Here is a 20,365-nt window from a genome sequence, read left to right as displayed (position 1 = left end):
GATGTGGCCATGCCCCGACACGTGACCCGCGACTGGGTCATCCGGCGACGCCTCGCTGTCCAGCGCCTCTCGTCCGCGCCGCTCCCCCAAGCTGCCGACGCTGTCCGTCTGCTCACCTGTGTCCAGAGCCAGGACGCACCTCTCGCAGCGCACTCCCTCGCCATGCGCTCACGCGCCATCACGTATGCCGCCGTGCTGGCCGAGCAGTCGGCCGGCGGCTGGGTGCGCACGCACATCCTCCGACCCACGTGGCACCACGTCGCGCCCGAGGACCTTCGCTGGATCCAGGCGCTCACCGGCGGCAAGGTCGAGGCCGCCATGCCCGCCCGCCACCGCCAGCTGGGACTCACGCCCGAGATCGTCGACCGGGGCATCGACCTCCTGCGCGAGCTCCTTCGCGGAGGGCGGACCATGACCCGCAAGGAGATCGGACCGGAGTTCGCGGCTGCAGGCCTGCCGGGACCGGGCGAGACGATGGCACACCAGCTGATCTGCGCCGAGGTGAGAGCCGTCATCTGCTCCGGGCCACCCCGAGGCACCGAGCACACCTACGCCCTGGTCGACGAGACGATCCCGGCAGCGGAGGCGGACACGTGGTCGCGTGAGAGGGCACTCGTCGAGCTGACCCACCGGTTCCACGCCGGGCACGGCCCTGCCTCCGAGCGCGACCTCCAGCGCTGGAGCGGCCTCACCCTCACCGAGATCCGCTCTGCCACAGCGGAGATCATGACCTCCAGCTCGCTGCAGTCGACGCACCCTCTCGAATCCGTCGAGTGCCAGGGCGAGACCCTCTGGTACGACCCCACGGTGACGGCGCGCACGTCGCTCAAGCACACGGCATACCTGCTGTCGACCTTCGACGAGGCGGCACTGACCTATCCCACCACCGGCTTCCCCAGGAGCAACCCCGACACGGACCGGACCCGACTCATCTCCGAAGCTGCCGGTGGGATCGTCGTCGTCGATGGGCACGACCTCGGCACGTTCAAGCGCAAGACCGAGCCCAGGCGCGTCACGGTCACCGTCCGCCTGGAGGCCGACCTCGACCCCGCGGAACGCGATGGCATCGCCGAAGCCGCGCAGTTCCTGGCGGCCTTCCACGACCTACCTCTGAACCTCGTCTTCGCCTGAGCGCGAGGCGTCTGACGCCTCGCTGAGCAGCCCATCTGTAGCCCTAGATCCAGCCGGGCTGGGAGTGCCAGAAGTCGCGGAGACGCCAAGGCTGCTGGCCGGCCCCATGTGCAGCGCGCGACACGCTGGTTCGCAAGTGGATCGGGTCAGGCGTCGTTGGTGCCGAACCCGTCGCGCTCGGCCCGTTCGTGCGAGTCCTCGGTCTCCTCGAAGAAGGTGACCGTGAGGCCCGCCGGAGCGTCGACTCTGGAGTTGAGCGACATCCATGGGGTGAGGACCGGCTCTGCGACGACGGTTGCTCCAGCACTCTCCGCCTCGCGAGTCGCCGACTCGGCGTCGTCCACCTCGAACGCGATCCGGATCTTCGGGCTCGGCGTTCCCGCCGCCTCGACGGCGTCGATCGCCACCTTGTGCGCTGGACTCGCGATCTCAAAGGTCGCCCGGCCAGCCTCGAGGATCGCGACCCGGTCCTCCCCTCCCGAGGAGAACGCCGCGATCTCGTCCATGCCGAGGACGTCGCGATAGAACCGGACCGCGGTGTCGTAGTCCTCCGCCTCCACGACCACTCGCAGCTGCTTGACCTTCTGCACTCGCCCACTCGACTGATCTGTCATGAGAGGTCCAAGCCCCGCCGGCCCGGACTTATTGCCCAGCAGCGACACCCGATGCCCCGATTGCGGCCCAAGGATGGCGCTCGTGCGCCACACGTCGCGGACGACGCCGGGCACAGCAAAGGGCGCCCCGCGCGAAGACTGGCGGGGCGCCCTCCATGCTGAGTCGGAGAGGGGTCGAAGCTCATCCAAGGACTCAGGACCGAACCGGGGTCGAAGCGGCTCGGAGCGTGGTGCGTCAGCCCTGGGGGATGACGATGGTCTGGCCGACCCTGACCTGGGCCGTGGCAAGGTCGTTGGCCGCCTGCAGCTCGGCGACACCGGTCGCGACCGACACCCCGGCGAGGTGCTGGGCAGCGATCTCGGAGAGGGTCTGCCCCTGCTGCACCGTCACCGTCACGGCAGGCGCCGACGCGGCCGCTCCTCCCGTGAGAGCGACGAAGGCGACCACCAGGGCAACCAGGAGCACCATGGTCGTCAGGACGAGACGACCGGCTCGGGTGACCCTCAGCGCCGGCGCCGCGAACACGGGCACCGACGCCCCGGTGGGGATCGACACGAGGCGCGGCTGCGTCGAGCGACGCGGAACCGGACGCGGCGCGGCATACCCGATGGTCGTGCCGTCCAGCACTGCAACTGCACTCATGGTGTCCTCCTGGATCGGTGTCCCGCTCGAAACGGTGTTCGAACGAACGCTTGTACGATTTCTAGCACGGATGTTCGAGGAGTTCAAGACACGCGTCGAACAGATGTTTGAAACACCTGCTCGAACTCCGTAGGCTGTGCTCATGTCAGAAAGCCAATCAGGCGCCACTGACAACGCCTTCTGAGGAGACGAACCATGAGCGACAAGCGCCGCCAGGACGACGCCGACGTCCACCAGCTGCCCGACCGGGACCCGGGCGACGGCACCCTGACGGTGCGTCAGCGCAAGGTTCTCGACGTCATCCGCAACTCGGTCGACCGCCGTGGCTACCCGCCGAGCATGCGTGAGATCGGCCAGGCCGTCGGCCTCACCTCTCCCAGCTCGGTGTCGCACCAGCTGCACGCCCTCGAGAAGAAGGGCTACCTGCGCCGCGACCCCAACCGGCCCCGTGCGCTCGAGGTCATCTCCCCCGACACGCCGAGCGACATCCGTGGCTACCGGGGTGGAGCAGCTCCCGACGACATCGACGCCGACCTCGACCCGACCGGCTCGGGCGACGCGCGGCCCGAGGCCAGCTATGTGCCCGTGCTCGGCCGGATCGCCGCCGGTGTGCCGATCATGGCCGAGGAGATGGTGGACGAGGTCTTCCCACTGCCCAAGCAGATCGTCGGCGAGGGCTCACTGTTCCTGCTCAAGGTCGTCGGTGACTCGATGGTCGACGCCGCGATCTGTGACGGTGACTGGGTCGTGGTGCGTCAGCAGCCGAACGCCGACAACGGCGACATCGTGGCCGCCATGCTCGACAACGAGGCGACGGTCAAGACGTTCAAGCGCAAGGACGGCAAGGTCTGGCTCATGCCCCACAACCCGTCCTTCGACCCCATCGACGGCGACCACGCGACGATCCTCGGCAAGGTCACCGCAGTCCTGCGTCGCATCTGAGCGGCTGGGCTCACCCCAGCCGCGCGGCCAGCTCCCGCGCCAAGGCGGTCAACGTGACGCCGAGCGGCGCATCGATCCGATGTGTCGTCTCGGCGTCTCCACGCGTGGGGCCCAACGTGACGACGACGACGGGTATGCCGTGTGCCGCGGCGCGGCGCACGAACCGGTATCCACTCATCACCTTGAGCGACGACCCGAGCACGACGAGGACCGGCGCGGCCTCGGTGAGGGCGAAACACTGCTCGACCCGTGGTTTGGGCACCGAGCCGCCGAAGAAGACGACGTCTGGCTTGAGGGTGTCGTCCCCGCACACGAGACAGCGAGGCGGGACGAAGGTCTGCACGGCGTCATCGGCAAGGACGATGTCGCCGTCGGGCCGGATCTGGCTGCTCACCCTGGAACCGTCGCCGACGAGTCCCAGAGCGAGAGAAGCGAACCCGGGGTTGGCATCGTCCATGAAGGCCTGCACGAGGTCACGGTCGGTGCGTTCGCCGCAGGTGAGGCACTCCACGTCGGCAAGGCTTCCGTGGAGCTCGATGACGTCGCGCGTGCCGGCGTCCTGGTGGAGGCCGTCGACGTTCTGGGTGATGACGGTGCCGATCGCGCCGACGCGCTGGAGCTCGGCGACGGCCCGATGCCCGGCGTTGGGTTCGGCGACGGAGAAGCGCTGCCAACCGATGAAGCTGCGCGCCCAGTAACGCTGTCGCGCAGCACTGGTCGCACAGAACTCCTGATGCGACATCGGCGTCACCCGCCGCTGGCCGTCAGGCCCGCGGTAGTCCGGGATGCCACTCTCGGTCGAGAGGCCGGCGCCGGTCAGGACCAACGCAGGGCCGCGGTCGCGCAGGAGCGATGCGACCTCACCCACGGACACCTCTCGACTCACCCCACCATCGTAGGTCGCCCCGAGCGGGCCCGGACTCACTCGCCGGGGCAGGCGCTCTGGTGGACCAGCGCTCCCGTGACCATCCAGCGCCAGTCGGTTGCCGACCCGCCCGCGTACGCTCCGGCTCCGCACTGACACCTCCAGTGCCACCGGCCGAGGGCGTCACAGCTGACGTCCGGGTGGTGGCTGCGGCGGGCTGTCCGCCTTCGCATCGTGGCCTTCATGCTGGAGAGGAGGGCTCGGCACCACCGCCAGATACGCCCTGCCCTCGTCCGTCAGCGCATCACGCGGTGTGCAGAGGACTGGCCCTTTGATAACTGGGCGTTATAGGATTCATCCATGATCGATGCAGCCGGCCTCCGCGTCATGCGGGCCATCGCCGACGAGGGCAGCTTCACCGCGGCGGCCCTCTCCCTCGGATACTCCCAGCCCGCCATCTCACAGATGGTCCGTCGCCTCGAGACCCGCACGGGCACGACACTCGTCGAGCGCATCGGCCGCAGCGTGCGCCTCACCGAGGCCGGTGCCGTGCTGGCCCGCCACGCCGGACCCGTCCTGTCGGCCCTCGACGCCGCGGAGGAGGAGGTCGCTGCCATCGCCGGCCTGCGCTCCGGCCGCGTCCGTCTCATGGCCTTCCCCAGCGCCTCGGCGACCCTCGTCCCCAAGGCCCTGGCCAAGGTCAAGGCCGAGCACCCGGGCGTCTCCATAACCTTCAGCGAGGGCGAGCCGCGCGAGTCGCTGGCCGCGCTGCGTGCCGGGGAGTGCGACCTCGCGGTGGCCTTCGTCTACGAGGGCACCGACCTCGGCCGCGGCGAGGAGGATCTCGACGCCTTCGTCACCACCCCCCTCCTCGACGACGAGGTTCTGCTCGCGGTGCCGCGCACCCACGACCTCGCCCGTGCCAAGCACGTCGACATGGCCGCCCTCAAGGACGAGACGTGGATCGCCGGCTGTCCCCGCTGCCGAGGCCACCTCCTCCAGCTCGCGAGCACCGCGGGCTACGTCCCGGACATCGCCTACGAGACCGAGGACTACGTGGCGGTCATGGGACTCATCGCCGAAGGGCTCGGCGTCGCGGTCATCCCCGACCTCATCCTCAAGACGGTCCACCACGAGGACGTCGCGGCACTCCCGATGACCCCGGCCTCGCGCCGCCACATCGTCGCCGTGACCACGCCCGACCTCCAGCGCGTCCCGGCGGTCAGGGCCACGCTCGACGCGCTCGTCGAGAGCGCCAAGGCGTCGGCGGCCAAGACCCGCAAGAAGGCCGCTGCCCGCTGACCTTCACCTGGCGGTGACGACCTGGAGCCGGTCGCCCCGCTCCACGACGGCGATGTGGCCCCGCTGGTCGGTGCGGTAGGCGGCATACCCGTTGCTCCTCAGCATGCTCAGGTGTGCAGCTGTCGGGTGTCCGTAGTCGTTGTCCTTGCCCACGCTGATGACCGCCACGGGCGCTCTGACGGCGGCCATGAGGGCGGGGTCGAGGTTCGCGCTCCCGTGGTGGGGTGTCTTGACGACGTCCAACTCGCCCGCAGCAGAGGCCATCTCGGGGTCTCGTCGCATCCTGAGCACGAGGTCGTGCGCTGCCTCCCGCTCCACGTCGCCGAGCAACAGGACGTCGACCTCACCGACGTGGACGGCGAGCACGATGCTCGCGTTGTTGGGCACCGAGCCGGCCGCGATGCGGCGCACGGGCGCCCACACCTCTGCGGTGGCCTCGCCGAACGAGAGCCGGTCCCCCGCCGCAACGGCAGAGACGGGTATGCCGCGTGCTCGCGTCCAGCCGGTCACCTCACCGACCTGGTGTCCCGGCTCCGCCACCGGTGAGACGAGGACCTGTCCGACCTCCCGACCGCCGAGCACCCCGGGCAGGCCCTCGACGTGGTCGGCGTGGAAGTGCGTGAGGACGACGGCGTCGACGACCTCGACACCGAGCGAGTCGAGACAGCCGTCGGCAGAGGCCGGCTCGGGCCCGACGTCGACCACGAGCGCGCGCCGAGGGCCGGTGCGGACCACTGCCGCGTCACCCTGGCCGACGTCGCAGAAGGCAACGCGCCAGCCGTCGGGAGGCCACGTCACGACCCGCGTCGGGATGGTCATCGCCGCGCTGAGGGCGACGACGGCGAGGGCGAGCAGTGGTCGCACGACCGCGGCACGCCCGAGCCATCGCCCGGTGACCAACAGTGTCAGGGTGAGCCCTGCGAGCAGCAGCGCACCCGGTGGGCCGTCGGGCCAGGGCAGCGTGCCGCCCGGGACGTCAGCCATGACGCGCGCGGTCCGAGCGATCACCAGCGTGGGCACGGCTCCGAGCCAGCCGAGGAGCTGGGCGGGCGCGTCGGCGACGACCGACACGAGAGCGGCCGCCACCCCTGCGACCGTGGCCGGAGCCACCAAGGGCGCGGCGACGAGGTTGGCGACGACCCCGACGATGCTCACCGACCCCTGGAGCAGGACGATGAGCGGGGCGCACATCGCCTGTGCCGCAACGGGTATGGCGATGGCCGGGCCCATGAAGGCCACCCTGGGGTGGAGTCTCGCGGCGATGGCATCGCCCCACGGTCGGGTGAAGAGGAGCAGGCCGAGGGTGGCGAGGGCCGACAGGGCGAACCCGAAGGACCGCGCCATCCACGGGTCGATGACCAGCACCACGACGATCGCGCCGGAGAGGACCGGCAGCCCGGCGGCGCGGCGCGATCGGCTCATCCCGATGAGCCCGATGAGACCCATGGCGGCCGCGCGGACGACGCTCGGCTCGGGTCGGGCAAGGACGACGAACCCGAGGATCGCGAGCGCGACGACGAACGGGCGCCACCGCCGTCGCACTCCTATGAGGACGCAGAGCCCGAGCACCAACCCACCCACGACAGCGATGTTCGAGCCGCTCACCGCGGTGAGGTGGGTCATGCCCGTCGCCTGCATGGCGTCCGTGAGGTCGGCCGGGGTGCGGCTGGTGTCGCCGATGACGAGCCCGGGCAGCAGGCCGCGTGCGTCGGCCGGAGTGGGGTCGACGGCCCTGCGCAGTCCCGCCCGCAGGTGCTCGGCGACCTGGGCGACGACGCCCGCCGGCTTCGTGACCTCCTGGCTCGAGACCCGCAGCACCGCCACCTCGGGGTAGCCCGGCTGCGGCGGTGCCAGACGCCCCCGCAACCGCACGCCCTCGTGCCACTTCAGCCGGAGCAGGGTCGCGTCGCCCCTCAGCGAGATCGGCGCGTGCGCGGACGTCGTCCTCCCCCGCCCGTCGACCCGATGGGCGCTGGCCCGTGCCATGACGACCGGCTCACTCCCGCCCCTCGCCTCGAGCAAGACCGGATCCGAGGTGATGGTCGCCTCGACCGTGACCACTGCCCGGGCCGCCGTCAGGTCGTCGAGGTCCCCCAGGCCGCGCAGAGCGTGCTGGCCGTTGCCGGCGACCTGCACCAGCAGAGCGACACCCAGCACGAGGACGAGTGGGCGGCCGCGACCCCAGAGCTGCAGCACGAGCACGAGGAGCACGAGCGCGACGGACACCGCCCATCGCGGCCCGGCTGACCAGGTCAGCGTGCCTGCCAGGAGGGCCCACGCCGCGAGCGCCGGGACGAGCAGCCGGACGTCACTGAAGCGGATGACCTCGCGCGTCCACGCGTCCCGACGGGCCCGCAGCTCCGCGGCATCCGGATCCGTCACAGTGTGACCTTGGGGGTCAGCTGGGCCAGCAGCTTCTCGCCGATCCCACTCACCTCGCCCAGCTCCTCGACGCTCGTGAACCGGCCATGCTCGGTGCGCCAGTCGAGGATCCGCTGGGCGAGGACGGGTCCCACACCGGGCAGGGTGTCCAGGGCGGGCAGGTCAGCCGAGTTCAGGGAGACCGTGCCGCTGGCAGGAGCGGCGCCGGAACCCGCTCCAACGCCCCCGGCGGCACCCGAGCCAGCACTGGCTCCTGCCCCGGGCCCGGCGACGACCTCGCCCGGCCTGGGCACGACGATCTGCTCTCCGTCGACGAGCACCCGTGCCAGGTTCACCGCTGTCAGGTCGGCCGTCCGAGAGGCCCCACCCGCCGACGCCACCGCATCGCCCACCCGCGCACCGGCGCTCATCCGGTAGACACCGGGCCTGGCCACCTGCCCGACGACGTGCACGACTGCGGTGCCGCTGGGACCAGCGCCACCAGCGCTTCCGGAGGCACCGGGCGCGCCCGCGGTCGCGGCTGCACCGTTTCCGCCCCCACCGCCTGAGCTCGAGCCACTGGGCGAGGCTCGCGACAGGGTCGAGGTCCCGCGGCTCACCCCCGTGGGCTCCGTCGCAGCACCTGTGGTCAGGGATGCCCCGCCACCACCACCAGCCAGCCAGACCCGCACGCCGAAGACGACGGCCACGAGCACGACGAACACCAGCACCGCCATCACCGCCGACCGGCTCGGCACCCAGCGAGCCCCGCGCAGGCTCACCGGCAGCTCGAAGACCGGACCGCGCGGCACCTCGAGCGGTCGGTGCCGACCACGGTCGTGGGCGTCGAGCCGGGCATCCTCGCCACCCTCGTCCCGGCCACCGCCACCACGGCCACCGACGGTGGCGCCACCTCGCACCCTCGCCAGAGCGCGCGGTGAGACGGCATCTGGATCACGGCGGGGCGGCATACAGCGACGTTAGGAACGCCGGGCGCGTGACCCAACTCCGTCCGGACCATCTGTGGACGGCCACCGGCCGGCCGCCCGTCTGTGGACAAACCTCAGCCGCCGAGACGCCCCGCCCACGCCGCGATGTTGCGGCGGTGCCGGGCCAGCACGATGAGCGACACGAGCCCGAGCCAGACGCCCACCCCCCGGTCCACCGTCGTGCCGGCCCGCACCGTGAGCCACACCCCCGCGCCGAACAGGAACGTCGAGGCGATGACCGACGCGTTGCCGAGCCGCCGGACGAACGGCAACGCGGCCAGGAAGACGACGAACGCCGCGAGTGCCACCCAGGGCACGACCGCCAGCATCGCCCCGAGCGAGGTGGCCACGCCCTTGCCACCTCGACCACCGAGGTAGGGGCTGTAGATGTGCCCGAGCACGCACGCCACCCCAGCGGCGAGCGCGATCCACGTGCCCAGGGTCCGCAGCACGACGAACGTCGGCACGAATCCCTTGAGCACGTCGAGCAACCCGACGACGATCCCCCACTTCCTGCCGGCGACACGGCCGAGATTCGTCGCACCGGGGTTGCGCGAGCCGACCTGGGCCACATCGATGCCGCGGGCCCGGCCGATGATGGTCGCCGGGTTGATGCCCCCGATGGCGAAGCAGACGGTCGCGACGAGCAGCGTCACCACGACCAGGCCGGGGACGGTCAGGCTCACGGCGCGCCCGCAGTCAGACTCGTGGACTGACCGCGATGGCCAAGGTGCCCGGGCCGACGTGCGCGCCGACGACGGCACCCAGCTCGACGATCATGAAGTCCTTGATGCCGTCGATGCGCGACTGCAGTCGCTCGGCGAGCTTCTCGGCCCGCTCGGCCGAGTCGAGGTGGTGCACGGCGATGTCGACCGCCTGCGTGCCGGCTGCCTCGACCGCGAGCTCCTCGAGCCGGGCGATGGCACGGGAGGAGGTGCGCACCCGTTCGAGGGGGACGATCGAGCCGTCCGCCAGACCGAGGATCGGTTTGATCGCCAGGGCCGAGCCGACGAGGGCGTTGGCCTTCCCGATGCGCCCGCCGCGCCGCAGGTGCTCGAGGGTGTCGACGTAGAACACGACGGTCGCAGCGGCACACCTGGCACGCACGGCCTCCGCCACCTCCTCGGCCGACACGCCACGGGAGGCGAGAGCCGCACCGGCGAGGACGGCATACCCCATCGCCATGCCCATCGACCGGCTGTCGATGACGGTCACGGGGACGGGCGAGTTCTGGGCGGCGAGCTGCGCCGAGCCCAGCGTGCTCGACATGTCGGCCGAGATGTGGACCGAGACGATCGAGTCGGCGCCCTTGTCGGCGAGGTCGCGATAGACGTCGAGGAAGGCCTGGGGCGCCGGCCGCGACGTGGAGACGGGGCGGAACCCACGCAGCGCCTCGGCGACCTCACCCGCCGCGATGTCGACTCCCTCACGGCGCTCCTGTCCGCCGACGACGACGTGGAGGGGGACGACACCGATGCCGTGCGCCTCGACGAGGTCAGCAGACAGGTATGCCGTGGAGTCGGTGACGAGAGCGGTGGGCACGATCCGAGGCTAGTGCTCAGGCGGAGCCGCCGTGGTCATCACGCACGCACTGGTCCGGTGCGCTCGTCCAAGACCTCGGGTATGCCGTCAGGTCACCAGGGCAGGTCGACCAGCGTCTCGCGCTGGTCACCGACCGGCACCCAGCCGCGCCCGTCGACCTGCTCGTAGGCGACACCAGGGCCGCTGGCCGCGAGCGACGCCACTGCCGCGAGGAGCCGGTCGACGTGCTCGTCGGTCGTGGCCAGCCCGGCGCTGACGCGCACGGCAGTCGTGACGTCGGCGTCCTCGTCGGCTAGGAGGCTGTCGACGAGCAGGTGCGCGCAGAACTTGCCGTCACGCACGCCGATGCCGTGCTCGGCCGACAGCACCGCGGAGACGAGCGACGAGTCGACGTCCTCGACGGTGAAGGTCACCACCGGGGCACGCTCGGCGTCGGCGCCGAAGATGCTGAAGGTCTCGACACCGTCGATGGCGCGCAGTCCGTCGACGAGGCGGGTGGACAGGCGCGACTCGTGGCTCTCGACGGCCCCCCGGTTCTCGCGGATGGCGGCACAGGCCGCGGCGACGGCCACGGCCCCGAGCACGTTGGGGCTGCCCCCCTCATGACGGGCCGGACCGGTCTGCCAGGTCGTGCTGAGCGGACCCACCTTGGCGGTCGCGCCCCCGCCGGCGAGGTAGGGCGGGGCGGCGTCGAGCCAGTCCGCGCGACCGACGAGCACGCCCGTGCCGTAGGGGGCATAGATCTTGTGGCCGCTGAACGCCACGTAGTCGACTCCCAGGGTCTCGAGGTCGATGCGGCGGTGCCCCGCGAGCTGGGCGGCGTCGAGCGCCACGCGGGCACCGCGCTTGCGGGCGGCGGCGGCGAGGCGTGCGACCGGCCAGTACTCCCCGGTGACGTTGGAGGCGCCGCTCAGGACGACGAGGACGCTGGAGCTGGTGGCGCGCTTGAGGGCCTCGACGAGCAGTGCCTCGGCATCCGTGTGCGTCAGGGGCACCGGCAGGCGGGTGGTCCTGCGGGCCTCCCACGGCAGGAGCGTCGCGTGGTGCTCGGTGGCGAAGACGATGACCTGGGTGCGCCGCGGCAGCGACCGGGCCAGCAGGTTGAACGAGTCCGTCGTGTTCCTGGTGAAGACGACCTCGTCGCTCTCCCGGGCGCCGACGAAGCGGGCGACCTCGTCGCGTGCGGCCTCGTAGTAGTGGCTCGACACCTGGCTCGTCCAGCCCTGTCCGCGGTGGACGCTCGAGTAGGTCTGCGTCGCCCTGTCCACGGCTGCCTTGACGCTCACGAGGGCGGGGGTGGAGGCGCCGTGGTCGAAGTTCGCGTACTCGACGAGCGTGCCGTGGCAGGTCGGGACGCGCGGTGCGGCGACGACGGCCGGCACCGTGGTGTCCGTCGATGCCGGTGCCTTGGTGGCAGTGTCCGTATCAGTGGCAGGGTCGGTCGTGGCGGCGGGCACGGGGGCCGGCGCGGGGACGGAACGCAGCCACGGCTGGCGGCGCTCGCGGGTGAACGTGTGCGGGATCGAGCTGGCGATGGACATCCGGTGCTCCCTGGAGAGTCGTTGGACTCCCGAGGTGCTCGCGAGTCCGCGCTTGCCGGCTGCGTTGCTGCAACCGACCAGGTCGTCACCCGGAGCACCCCACCGCGGAGGAGGGTTGCCGACCAGCAAGCCGGGGCTGAACACTGGTACTCGTGACCTTGGTTGAGGAGTCTAGGCCTGGCGAGTCCGCCTGAGGGACCCCACGTCCACCATCTGGAACTTCACCGGTCACGCGCGCGCAGCGGCGACGGCCAGCAGGACGCCGCCGGCGAGACCGGTGAGGGAGCGCGCGGCGTTCCACGCGAGCCACGGACCGGCGAAACCCTGCCAGTCCACCGCGGTCGCGACGTCCGCATCGACGCCGGCCAACTGGTTGTTGAGCGGGATGTTGCCGATGCCCGTGATGGCGACGGACGCGAGCGCGAGCAGCGCGCCCACGATCCTCACGGCACGATCCGGTCCGTCACCCGCGAGCGCCATGACGACCACGGCGACCGAACCCACCCCCACCCCTCCCATCGGGAGGAGCAGCAGGCTGGCGGGCGCCCGGACGTTCATCGCCTGCATCGCAAGGATCCCGTCACGCGGCGCCAGGTCACCCAGGGCCGGGAGGACGAACGCCGAGAAGGCGAACATCGCTCCGGCGAACACCGTCGACGACACGGCGGTGGCGGCCAGGACCCAGGCCGTGTCGCTCATGTCTCGGTGCTCCAGACGCCCTGTGCCGCAGCATCTTTCGCCCACTCGCCAAAAGCGCGCGGCTCACGTCCCAGTGCGTCACGAACCCCAGTGGTGGTAGCGACGTTGCGTCCGTCGAAGATCTCGGAGAAGAGTCCCGCGAGGAAGGCCGCCGTCGGCTGGTCGAGGCCAGCATCCACGGCCTTTTGCGTGAACTCGTCCTGTGTCACCTGGACGTACTCGACCGGACGACCACTGACCTCGGCCAGCTGCAGGGCCACCTCGTCCAGGGTGACCGACTCCGGCCCGGTGAGCTCATGCACGACCCCGCCATGCCCGTCCTCGGTCAGGGCGAGCACGGCGACGTCGGCCACGTCGTCGAGGTCGACGAACGGCTCGGGCACGTCACCCGGGGCAGGTAGGACGAACACCCCGCTCGGCACGGCGCCGGCGAGCGCCCCCTCGGTGAAGTTCTGGGCGAACCAGGCCACCCGGCACACGGTCACGCCGTCGTGCGCTGCGAAGGCGGCCCTCTCCGACGCGATCGCTCCCTCCTCACCCCGACCGGACAGGAGCACGAGGCGCTCGACGCCCAGCGTCGACGCGAGCGCGGCGATCTCGCCGATCCGCTCCGCCGCCCCGGGGGCAGCGAGGTCCGGTTGATAGGCGAGGTATGCCGCCCGCGCACCTTCCAGCGCACCTCGCCAGGTCGTCGCGTCCTCCCAGTCGAAGGCCGGGCTGGTCGAGCGTGAGGCGAAGCGGGTCGGGACGCCGCGCGCCTCGAGCCGGTCGGCGACTCGCCCTCCGGTCTTGCCGGCGCCGCCGATGATGACGACCGGGCTGCTGGTGCTGTCGGCGGTGGTCCGTGATGTCTGGGGATCCTGTGTCGTGGTCATGTGCCCAGTTCACCTTCTGCCGGGTGGACGATCCATGGCCCGGAGGATCACATCCATACGCCAGCGTCTACGCTGTGCGCATGGATGCCTTCAGCGCGGTGCTGGATGGTCCTCGGGCCCGAGGAGCCTTCCTGCTGCGCCTCGTGCTGTCGCCGCCGTGGGGTGTGCGGGTCGAGGACGAGGCACCTCTCACCGTCATCACCGTCGTCTCGGGCTCCGCCTGCCTCGTGGACGAGGACGGTGAGCCGCTCAGCCTCACAGCCGGCGACGTCGCCCTCGTCCGAGGTCCGCGGCCCTACCTCTTCGCCGACTCCCCCGACAGCCAGCCGCAGGTGCGGGTCGACCCCGAGCAACGCTGCTGGTCGCTCGAGGACGGACGCAGCCTCGTCGACGAGATGAGCATCGGGGTGCGCACCTGGGGCAACGCCGACCTCACCGATGACGACGCCGACGTGTGCCTCGTCGGCGCCTACGACCTGACCAGCCAGATCACGCCGCTACTGGTGGGGCTCCTCCCCCGGAGCGCGGTGACCCGGGGCCATGACTGGACCTCGCCGGTGCGGGACCTGCTGGTCGCAGAGGTCGGGCGCGACGCGGCCGGACAAGGCGTCGTCCTCGACCGGCTCCTCGACCTCGTCCTGATCGAGGCCCTTCGGCACTGGTTCACCACGCGCGCCGCCGACGCCCCGACGTGGTGGTTGGCGGCCGAGCACGACCTCGTCGGACCGGCGATCCGGGCGATGCAGACCGACCCGTCCCGAGGGTGGACGGTCGCGGTCCTCGCACGCGAGGCCGGCATGTCCCGTGCTGCCTTCGCCCGACGCTTCCATGAGCTCGTCGGCACTCCACCGATGACGTTCCTCACCCAGTGGCGGCTCTCGCTCGCCGCCGACCTGCTGAGGGACACCGACGTCACGGTCGCCGCGGTGGCGCGTGACGTCGGCTACGGCAGCCCGTTCGCGCTGAGCGCGGCGTTCACCCGCCGATACTCGGCCAGCCCCACGGCATACCGTCGACACGCTCGACGGCCGGCGTGACCAGCGGCTGATGGGCGCCGACGTGCCTCAGTCGCCCCGCAGCGACCCGAGCACGAGTGGCAGCTCGGGCGGGATCTCGCTGGCGAGGTAGCCGACCCGGCCGAACCGCGCCATGAGGACGTCTCCCGCCGCGGCGTGGACGTACTTGGCCCAGACGAGGGCCTGCGCCAGGCCGGCGCCACGGCACAGCAGACCCAGGGCAGCACCAACAACGACGTCACCGCTGCCCGACGTCCCGAGCCCGGTGTCACCGGTGGTCACCTGCCACACGTCGCCACCCGCGACGACCCAGGTGCTGCAGCCCACGACCGCGCCGAACCGATGGGCCACCGCGATCGCCGCCTCGACGACGTCGTCGTCGGACAGGTCATCCTCGCCGGCGAGCCGGGCGAGCTCGGCGGGGTTGGGCGTGAGCACCAGCCGCCCGGCCAGACTGGAGGTGACCGCCGCGTCGACGTCCGGCAGCACGGTCGCGGCAAAGGCGTCGAGGACGACCGGCGTGTCGGCCGGTAGGACCGCCACGATCTCGCGGAGAAGTCGGGCCGCGCCCTCGGCGTCCATGAGGCCCGGCCCGACGAGCAATGCGTCGGCCCGGGAGAGCTCGCGTTCGAGGAGCGCTCCGGAATCCACGCCGGTGATCGCACCCTCGTCGTCCTGCGGCAGCCCGGTCGTGCCGCACTCGGGCACCGCCACGGCCACCTGCGTCGCGACCCCCTCCGCCGTGGCGAGGTGCAACCTCCCGGCACCCATGCGCAGCGCGGACGTCCCGCCGAGCATCGCCGCCCCGGGCGTCGAGCAGGATCCGCCCACGACGAGCGCCAGGCCCCGGCTGTACTTCGTGCCGTCCGGCGCCGGCAACGGCCATGACCGCAGCAGTGCAGGGGTGACCAGCCTGGGCGACGCGGGTGACCCCCCTTCGACCCCCGAGGGGAGCTCGTCGTCGACTCGGCGGGGACCGCGGTCCTCAGACATGCTCACCCCCGACCTCGTCGGAGGCCCCGGGCTGGTCGGTCACCTCGAGACCCTCCTCGCGAAGGTGGGTGTCCAGGTTGTAGTCCGTCACGACCCATCCGGTTGCGGAGTCGTCGTCGCGGCGGATCCGGCAGATGGCGGCGTTGCGCAGTCCGTTGGTCCTCGCGCGGTCGAGCACCTGCTTCTCGTCGAGGCCCTCGGCGACATAGCAGAAGAGCAGAAGGACGACGTCGTGACCGGTGACGAGCACCCGGTCGTGCTTCTCGCTGCCCGCGAGGTCGGTGAGCACCGCGCGCACCCGCCCGGCGACGTCCGCCCACGACTCACCACCCGGCGGTCGGTAGTAGAACTTGCCCAGCCACTCCCTCCGCTCCGCCTCCTCCGGGAACTGGGCGGTGATGCCCTGCGCGGTGAGCTGGTCCGTGATGCCCATGTCGCGGTCGCGCAGCCGCTCGTCGACGCGGTAGTCGAGCTCCACCTCGGCGATGGCGAGGGCGCGCTCGGCGGTCTCACGGGCCCGGCGATAGGGGCTGGTCCAGATGACCTGGGGCTGCTCGTCCGCCGGGAGCCGCGTCAGCCATCGGCCGACGGCATCGGCCTGCTCTCGCCCCAGCGGCGACAGCACGACGTCGGGGTCGCGGGCCGGGACGTCGATCCGGTCCTGACGCTCCCGCTGGGCCAGCTCGGCGGCCACATTGCCCTCGGACTGACCGTGCCGGACGAGGATGAGTTGGGTCAGCGCCATGGAGCGAGCCTAGATCAGCGATGGGCCCGCGGGAGGTCCGACGCCGAGCCGCTCCTGGAGTCGCAGCGCGTCGTGCGGCGCGTGCACCCTGACGTCGTTGTCGAAGTAGACGAACACGTCGAGGCCGGTGGCCGACCACTGCTCGACCCGGTCGGCCCAGTGGTCGAGGGCCTCCTCGCCGTAGCCACTCACGTAGAGCTCCTGGTCGCCGTGCAGGCGCACGTAGACGAGGCCACTGGTCACCGCGTCGAGGAACGGCCAGGTGCCGGCGGAGTCGGCGAGGACCAGACCGATGTCGTGCGCGGTCAGCAGAGTCACGAGGTCCGGGGTGCAGAACGACTCGTGCCGGACCTCGATGACGTGGCGCAGCGGCAGGTCCACGGGCGCGGTGGTGTCCCCGTGACCCTTCAGGCGGGCGGGCTCGTGATGCGTGGTCGCCCGCCTGGCCGCGTCGCCGGTGCGTCGTGGCAGGAGGTCGAAGAAGGCGGAGAGCCGTTCGGGGTCGTAGGCCAGCTGGGGTGGCAGCTGCCAGAGGATCGGCCCGAGCCGGTGGCCGAGGGAGAGCACTCCCGAGGCGAAGAAGTTCGCCAACGGCACCTCGACTCCCCGGAGCTTCTTCATGTGCGTCACGAAACGTGGGCCCTTGACCGAGAAGACGAAGTCCTCCGGCACCGAGGCGGCCCACCGGCTCCAGCTGCTGGCGCGTTGCAACGAGTAGAACGACCCGTTGATCTCGACGGAGCCCAGTCGCTCCGCGGCGAACTCGAGCTCTCGGCGCTGCGGCAGCCCCGCCGGGTAGAAGACGCCTCGCCACGCGGGATAGCGCCAACCGGAGATGCCGACCCGGATCATCCTGCGATCCTGCCCCACCACGCGGCCGTGCGTCGCGTCCAGGACGACCGGTTCAGAGGGGGACGACGTTGACGAGCTTGGGGGCTCGCACGATGACGGTGCGCACTCCACCGGCCGTCGCCTCGACAACCTTGGGCAGGGCGAGTGCCTTCTCGCGCAGCTCGTCCTCGCTGATGTCGGCGGCGACCTCGATCCGGTCACGCACCTTGCCCTTGATCTGGATGACGCAGGTGACCGACTCCTCGACGAGCAACGCCGGATCGGCGACCGGGAAGTCCTCGTGGGTCAGCGACTCCTCGTGCCCGAGGCGTGACCACAGCTCCTCCGCGATGTGCGGGGCGAGTGGCGCGACCATGAGCACGATCTGCTCGGCTGCCTCACGTGGGACGGCGTCGAGCTTGGTCAGCGCGTTGTTGAGCTCGATGAGTCGGGCGATCGCCGTGTTGAAGCCGAGCTCGTCGTAGTCCCGTCGCACCGCGTCGATGGTGCGGTGCAGCACCCGCGCCGTGGCCTCGTCGATCGGACGCTCTGAGACCCGCACGTCGCCGGTCTCCTCGTCGACGACGTTGCGCCAGAGGCGCTGCAGGAAGCGCTGCGAGCCGACGATGGCCCGGGTGTCCCATGGCTTGCTCTGGTCCAGGGGGCCGAGACCCATCTCGTAGAGCCGCAACGTGTCCGCACCATAGGCGGCATACATGTCGTCCGGGGAGACCATGTTCTTGAGCGACTTGCCGATCTTGCCGAACTCACGGGTGACCGGCTGGCCCTGCCACGTGAAGGTCGGGTGCCCGTCCTCGCCCGGGCCCTCGTCGACCTCGGTGGCCTCGACGGGCTGCCCTCGGTCGTCGCGGAAGGCCGCCGCCTGGATGTAGCCCTGGGCGAAGTAGGTCCGGAACGGCTCCTCGCTCGACACGTGGCCGAGGTCGAAGAGGACCTTGTGCCAGAAGCGCGCGTAGAGCAGGTGCAGCACGGCATGCTCCACACCACCGATGTAGAGGTCCACGCCACCGGGGTCGCGGCTGCCGGCGGGCGCACCGTCTACAGGGGTGTCCCGGGGGCCGATCCAGTACTCCTCGTTCGCCGCGGAGACGAGCTCCTCACGGTTCTCGGGATCGAGGTAGCGCAGGTAGTACCAGCACGAGCCGGCCCAGTTGGGCATGGTGTTGGTCTCGCGACGGTAGGGCTGCACGCCCCGCCCGTCGCCGAGGTCCAGCTCGACGTTGACCCATTCGTCGACCCGACCCAGGGGCGGCTCCGGGGAGCTCTGGGCGTCCTCGGGGTCGAACGTGCGTGGGCTGTAGTCCGGCACCTCCGGCAGCTCGATCGGCAGCATCGACTCGGGGACCCCGTGCGCGGTGCCGTCGGCGTCGAAGACGATGGGGAACGGCTCACCCCAGTAGCGCTGGCGCGAGAACAACCAGTCGCGCAGCTTGTAGCTGACCGTGGCCTCACCGTGCCCACGCTCGACCAGCCAGTCGAGCATGGCGGCCTTGGCCTCGGCGATCGGTCTGCCGTTGAGGTCGATCGAGTCGTTGGCGGAGTTGATCGCCGGGCCCTCACCCGTGAACGCCTCGTGCTCGGGGTGACCCTCGCTCGGCTGCACCGTGCGGATCTTGGGCAGGTCGAAGACGTCGGCGAAGTGCCAGTCCCGCTCGTCCTGCCCGGGCACGGCCATGATCGCCCCCGTGCCGTAGCCCATGAGGACGTAGTCGGCGACGAAGATCGGCAGCTCGGCGCCGGTCGCCGGGTTGACCGCGTAGGCGCCGGTGAACACACCGGTCTTGTCCTTGCCCTCGATCTGGCGCTCGACATCGCTCTTGCGGGAGGCCGCCCTCCGGTATGCCGTGACCGCAGCTTCCGGTGTCGCCTCGCCACCCGTCCAGCTCGGGTTCGTACCCGGAGCCCACGCGCCCTCGCTGACGAGGCCGTCGACGAGGGGGTGCTCGGGCGCCAGCACCATGAAGGTCGCTCCGAACAGGGTGTCCGGCCGGGTCGTGAAGACCTCGATCGACTGGCCGTCCACAGGGGAGCCGACGACCGGGAACGCGACCCGCGCCCCGTGGCTGCGACCGATCCAGTTGCGCTGCATGGCCTTGACCTTGTCGGGCCACTGCACGCGGTCCAGGTCGTCGGCGAGGCGATCGGAGTAGTCGGTGATCCGCATCATCCACTGGCGCAGGTTGCGCTTGAAGACCGGGAAGTTGCCACGCTCGGAGCGGCCGTCGTTGGTGACCTCCTCGTTGGAGAGCACCGTCCCCAGTCCCGGGCACCAGTTGACGGGCGCCTGTGAGGCGTACGCCAGCCGGTGGCTGTCGACGATGTCGGCCCGCTCGACCTCGCTGAGGTCGGACCAGTCGCGGCCGTCGTCAGCGGGCAGTGGCCGCTCGCCCGAGGCGTACTGGGCGACGAGCTCGCTGATGGGACGGGCACGTCCGCGCTCACCATCGGGCCGCTCGGCGGTGCGGTCGTACCAGGAGTTGAAGATCTGCAGGAAGATCCACTGCGTCCAGCGGTAATAGTCCGGGTCCATCGTCTCGATGGAACGCCGCTGGTCCAGACCGAGCCCCAGGCGCCGCAGCTGGCGGGCCATGATCACGATGTTGGCCTCGGTGGTGATGCGCGGATGCTGGCCCGTCTGCACGGCATACTGCTCCGCCGGCAGCCCGAAGGCGTCATAGCCCAGGCAGTGCAGGACGTTCTTGCCGAGCATCCGGTGATAGCGCGAGAACACGTCGGTCGCGATGTAGCCGAGAGGGTGCCCGACGTGGAGGCCGGCGCCGCTGGGGTAGGGGAACATGTCGAGCACGAGCAGGTGGCCCGCGTCATGGCGAGCGACCGCGGCCGGGTCGCCGTAGGGACCATCCGGGTTGGGCGCGTTGAAGGTCCCGCTGGCTTCCCACCGGTCCTGCCACGCCAGCTCGATCTGGTCGGCCAGCTCGGCCGTGTAGCGGTGCGCCGTCTCGCTCATGTCCTACCTGTCTGTTCAAGAACTCTGCCCGGTTCGATGGCTCTGCCGTGCTCGGGCGACTGGCCACAAAAAAGCCCCTCACACTGGAGGGGTTCGCCGCGGTGACGTCCGTGGAGGGGCGTCAGCGCGGCCACGGAAGAAACTGCTGCGACCTTGCCATGACGTCAGGGTATCGCAGCGCTGCCGATGCCCCCAAATGCGAAATGGCCCGCCATTGTTGGCGGGCCATTCCGGTGAATGTTTGTCCGGCTGCGTCCTACTCTCCCACACCGTCACCAGTGCAGTAC

18 protein-coding genes and 1 riboswitch are annotated in these 20,365 nt (G+C 71.0%); of the genes, 4 read left to right on the top strand and 14 right to left on the bottom strand.

Annotated features, from left to right (window positions below; all coding sequences use genetic code 11):
* Positions 1 to 9 precede the first annotated feature (9 nt).
* Positions 10 to 1,131, top strand: coding sequence for a winged helix DNA-binding domain-containing protein (locus tag ACFQW8_RS14870; protein WP_380088740.1), 1,122 nt, complete (start codon positions 10 to 12; stop codon positions 1,129 to 1,131).
* A gap of 146 nt (positions 1,132 to 1,277) precedes the next feature.
* On the opposite strand, the gene ACFQW8_RS14865 is transcribed toward ACFQW8_RS14870, so the two are convergent.
* Together ACFQW8_RS14865 and ACFQW8_RS14860 are read right to left on the bottom strand one after the other, a co-directional pair.
* Positions 1,278 to 1,721 carry a VOC family protein gene (locus ACFQW8_RS14865; RefSeq protein WP_380088738.1) on the bottom strand — a complete coding sequence of 148 codons (444 nt, stop codon included), beginning with the start codon at positions 1,719 to 1,721 and terminating at the stop codon, positions 1,278 to 1,280.
* A gap of 259 nt (positions 1,722 to 1,980) precedes the next feature.
* On the bottom strand, positions 1,981 to 2,388 hold the full coding sequence (locus tag ACFQW8_RS14860) for a LysM peptidoglycan-binding domain-containing protein (RefSeq protein WP_380088737.1): 408 nt from the start codon (positions 2,386 to 2,388) through the stop codon (positions 1,981 to 1,983).
* A gap of 195 nt (positions 2,389 to 2,583) precedes the next feature.
* On the opposite strand from ACFQW8_RS14860, the gene lexA reads away from it, so the two are divergent.
* Positions 2,584 to 3,330, top strand: a complete 747-nt coding sequence (gene lexA, locus ACFQW8_RS14855) for a transcriptional repressor LexA (protein WP_380088735.1) — start codon at positions 2,584 to 2,586, stop codon at positions 3,328 to 3,330.
* 10 nt (positions 3,331 to 3,340) lie between these two features.
* Here lexA and ACFQW8_RS14850 read toward each other — a convergent pair whose 3' ends face one another.
* Positions 3,341 to 4,216, bottom strand: a complete 876-nt coding sequence (locus ACFQW8_RS14850; RefSeq protein ID WP_380088734.1) for a Sir2 family NAD-dependent protein deacetylase — start codon at positions 4,214 to 4,216, stop codon at positions 3,341 to 3,343.
* Positions 4,217 to 4,555: 339 nt separating this feature from the next.
* On the opposite strand from ACFQW8_RS14850, the gene ACFQW8_RS14845 reads away from it, so the two are divergent.
* Positions 4,556 to 5,497 carry a LysR family transcriptional regulator gene (locus tag ACFQW8_RS14845; protein ID WP_380088732.1) on the top strand — a complete coding sequence of 314 codons (942 nt, stop codon included), beginning with the start codon at positions 4,556 to 4,558 and terminating at the stop codon, positions 5,495 to 5,497.
* A 3-nt stretch (positions 5,498 to 5,500) separates the two neighbouring features.
* Here the strand turns inward: ACFQW8_RS14845 and ACFQW8_RS14840 are convergent, their stop codons facing one another.
* The 7 genes from ACFQW8_RS14840 to ACFQW8_RS14810 form a co-directional block, all read right to left on the bottom strand.
* Positions 5,501 to 7,879: a ComEC/Rec2 family competence protein gene (locus tag ACFQW8_RS14840; RefSeq protein WP_380088730.1), complete on the bottom strand. Its 2,379-nt coding sequence runs from the start codon at positions 7,877 to 7,879 to the stop codon at positions 5,501 to 5,503.
* Positions 7,876 to 8,829 (bottom strand): helix-hairpin-helix domain-containing protein, encoded by a 954-nt coding sequence (locus ACFQW8_RS14835; RefSeq protein WP_380088728.1) that lies wholly within the window; start codon positions 8,827 to 8,829, stop codon positions 7,876 to 7,878. Before ACFQW8_RS14835 ends, ACFQW8_RS14840 begins: the two co-directional genes overlap by 4 nt.
* A gap of 92 nt (positions 8,830 to 8,921) precedes the next feature.
* Entirely contained in the window at positions 8,922 to 9,533 is a 612-nt protein-coding gene (locus ACFQW8_RS14830; protein WP_380088727.1) for a glycerol-3-phosphate acyltransferase, read from the bottom strand.
* Between the two features lie 13 nt (positions 9,534 to 9,546).
* The gene (locus ACFQW8_RS14825; RefSeq protein WP_380088726.1) at positions 9,547 to 10,389 is read right to left on the bottom strand and encodes a DegV family protein; all 843 of its coding nucleotides are present in this window, start codon (positions 10,387 to 10,389) and stop codon (positions 9,547 to 9,549) included.
* A gap of 92 nt (positions 10,390 to 10,481) precedes the next feature.
* Complete coding sequence (locus ACFQW8_RS14820; protein WP_380088724.1) at positions 10,482 to 11,930, bottom strand: aminotransferase class V-fold PLP-dependent enzyme; 1,449 nt, start codon at positions 11,928 to 11,930, stop codon at positions 10,482 to 10,484.
* 43 nt (positions 11,931 to 11,973) lie between these two features.
* A riboswitch (SAM riboswitch) is annotated at positions 11,974 to 12,088 on the bottom strand.
* Positions 12,089 to 12,158: 70 nt separating this feature from the next.
* Positions 12,159 to 12,629 carry an anthrone oxygenase family protein gene (locus tag ACFQW8_RS14815; protein ID WP_380088722.1) on the bottom strand — a complete coding sequence of 157 codons (471 nt, stop codon included), beginning with the start codon at positions 12,627 to 12,629 and terminating at the stop codon, positions 12,159 to 12,161.
* Complete coding sequence (locus ACFQW8_RS14810; RefSeq protein WP_380088721.1) at positions 12,626 to 13,504, bottom strand: NmrA family transcriptional regulator; 879 nt, start codon at positions 13,502 to 13,504, stop codon at positions 12,626 to 12,628. Before ACFQW8_RS14810 ends, ACFQW8_RS14815 begins: the two co-directional genes overlap by 4 nt.
* 80 nt (positions 13,505 to 13,584) lie before the next feature.
* Between ACFQW8_RS14810 and ACFQW8_RS14805 the strand changes: the two genes are divergently transcribed.
* A complete protein-coding gene (locus ACFQW8_RS14805; RefSeq protein WP_380088719.1) occupies positions 13,585 to 14,541 on the top strand; it encodes an AraC family transcriptional regulator in 957 nt (318 codons plus the stop codon).
* A gap of 27 nt (positions 14,542 to 14,568) precedes the next feature.
* Here the strand turns inward: ACFQW8_RS14805 and ACFQW8_RS14800 are convergent, their stop codons facing one another.
* From ACFQW8_RS14800 to leuS, 4 genes are read right to left on the bottom strand one after another with little or no spacing between them, the layout of a single operon-like run.
* Entirely contained in the window at positions 14,569 to 15,513 is a 945-nt protein-coding gene (locus ACFQW8_RS14800) for an NAD(P)H-hydrate dehydratase (protein WP_380088718.1), read from the bottom strand.
* Complete coding sequence (locus ACFQW8_RS14795) at positions 15,506 to 16,258, bottom strand: histidine phosphatase family protein (protein ID WP_380088716.1); 753 nt, start codon at positions 16,256 to 16,258, stop codon at positions 15,506 to 15,508. Before ACFQW8_RS14795 ends, ACFQW8_RS14800 begins: the two co-directional genes overlap by 8 nt.
* A 9-nt stretch (positions 16,259 to 16,267) precedes the next feature.
* Positions 16,268 to 17,110, bottom strand: a complete 843-nt coding sequence (locus tag ACFQW8_RS14790) for a DUF72 domain-containing protein (protein WP_380088715.1) — start codon at positions 17,108 to 17,110, stop codon at positions 16,268 to 16,270.
* A 52-nt stretch (positions 17,111 to 17,162) separates the two neighbouring features.
* A complete protein-coding gene (gene leuS, locus ACFQW8_RS14785) occupies positions 17,163 to 20,078 on the bottom strand; it encodes a leucine--tRNA ligase (protein ID WP_380088714.1) in 2,916 nt (971 codons plus the stop codon).
* Positions 20,079 to 20,365 lie beyond the last annotated feature (287 nt).

This window comes from Knoellia altitudinis, assembly GCF_042666355.1.
GTDB classification, from domain to species: domain Bacteria; phylum Actinomycetota; class Actinomycetes; order Actinomycetales; family Dermatophilaceae; genus Knoellia; species Knoellia altitudinis.
The sequence above is the reverse complement of the archived record's forward strand: the minus strand, read 5'-3'. Positions and strand labels throughout refer to the sequence as shown.

Bases quoted from the DNA above. Each gene is read 5' to 3' on its own strand.
- ACFQW8_RS14870 (WP_380088740.1), top strand. From the start codon at position 10: ATGCCCCGACACGTGACCCGCGACTGGGTCATCCGGCGACGCCTCGCT.
- ACFQW8_RS14860 (WP_380088737.1), bottom strand. From the start codon at position 2,388: ATGAGTGCAGTTGCAGTGCTGGACGGCACGACCATCGGGTATGCCGCG.
- lexA (WP_380088735.1), top strand. From the start codon at position 2,584: ATGAGCGACAAGCGCCGCCAGGACGACGCCGACGTCCACCAGCTGCCC.
- ACFQW8_RS14845 (WP_380088732.1), top strand. From the start codon at position 4,556: ATGATCGATGCAGCCGGCCTCCGCGTCATGCGGGCCATCGCCGACGAG.
- ACFQW8_RS14835 (WP_380088728.1), bottom strand. From the start codon at position 8,829: ATGCCGCCCCGCCGTGATCCAGATGCCGTCTCACCGCGCGCTCTGGCG.
- ACFQW8_RS14820 (WP_380088724.1), bottom strand. From the start codon at position 11,930: ATGTCCATCGCCAGCTCGATCCCGCACACGTTCACCCGCGAGCGCCGC.
- ACFQW8_RS14815 (WP_380088722.1), bottom strand. From the start codon at position 12,629: ATGAGCGACACGGCCTGGGTCCTGGCCGCCACCGCCGTGTCGTCGACG.
- ACFQW8_RS14810 (WP_380088721.1), bottom strand. From the start codon at position 13,504: ATGACCACGACACAGGATCCCCAGACATCACGGACCACCGCCGACAGC.
- ACFQW8_RS14805 (WP_380088719.1), top strand. From the start codon at position 13,585: ATGGATGCCTTCAGCGCGGTGCTGGATGGTCCTCGGGCCCGAGGAGCC.
- ACFQW8_RS14800 (WP_380088718.1), bottom strand. From the start codon at position 15,513: ATGTCTGAGGACCGCGGTCCCCGCCGAGTCGACGACGAGCTCCCCTCG.
- ACFQW8_RS14795 (WP_380088716.1), bottom strand. From the start codon at position 16,258: ATGGCGCTGACCCAACTCATCCTCGTCCGGCACGGTCAGTCCGAGGGC.
- ACFQW8_RS14790 (WP_380088715.1), bottom strand. From the start codon at position 17,110: ATGATCCGGGTCGGCATCTCCGGTTGGCGCTATCCCGCGTGGCGAGGC.
- leuS (WP_380088714.1), bottom strand. From the start codon at position 20,078: ATGAGCGAGACGGCGCACCGCTACACGGCCGAGCTGGCCGACCAGATC.